General features: G+C 75.8%; 2 protein-coding genes. Both read right to left on the reverse strand.

Going from position 1 to position 661, the window contains the following annotated elements:
* On the reverse strand, positions 1-105 hold a 105-nt coding region (locus KDM41_18320; protein ID MCB1185380.1), incomplete at its 3' end, for a DUF3565 domain-containing protein.
* Positions 102-572 (reverse strand): PaaI family thioesterase, encoded by a 471-nt coding sequence (locus KDM41_18325; protein ID MCB1185381.1) that lies wholly within the window; start codon positions 570-572, stop codon positions 102-104. The genes KDM41_18320 and KDM41_18325, both read right to left, overlap by 4 nt.
* Positions 573-661: the final 89 nt, after the last annotated feature.

Raw genomic sequence — 661 nt, forward strand, 5'->3', positions numbered from 1 at the left:
CCGCTCCACCAGGGGCGGCCGGTGCCGGACGTGCCGGCGGTGCCCGCAGGCGAGCAGCGCGATCCAGTCCCCCGCCTCGTCCTGGATGAACCCGGTGATGGTCACGTCGCTCGCGGCCCGCGGGTGAGGGTGAGGAACGTCCCCGTCGCGGTGGCGTGCACGGTGCCGTCCGGCCCGACGAGCCGCCCCGACGTCCGCACCTTGCGACCCTCGACGGCCCCGACGGCCGCGCTCACGCGGCACGACCGCAGCAGCGGCAGCGACCGCTCGAAGCGCACGCTGATCTCCCCCGCCAGCACCGGGTGCCCGGCGATCCAGGCGGCGCCGCCCATGGCCTCGTCGAGCACGGCCGCCATGCTGCCGCCGTGGGCGTGGCCGGGCGGCCCCTCGGCCCGCGGGCCGAACCAGGCCTTGCCGACCAGGGCCCCGGCCTCGTCCTTGAACCAGCGCACCGAGACGGGAGCCTGACCGACGGGCTGACCCAGGAGCTGGGCCGCCGGGTCACCGACCAGCAGGTGTGGGAGGGTGGTGGGGATCCAGCCCGGATCCCCGGCGAGCGGATCGTCGCTCACTCGTTGACGATGTCGCACTCGGGCGGCGGGCACTCCTCGTCGCCGCGGCAGCCCTCGAAGCAGCCGTTGAACGACAGCTCCTGGTCGCC

This window comes from bacterium (genome assembly GCA_020440705.1).
Taxonomy (GTDB): domain Bacteria; phylum Krumholzibacteriota; class Krumholzibacteriia; order LZORAL124-64-63; family LZORAL124-64-63; genus JAGRNP01.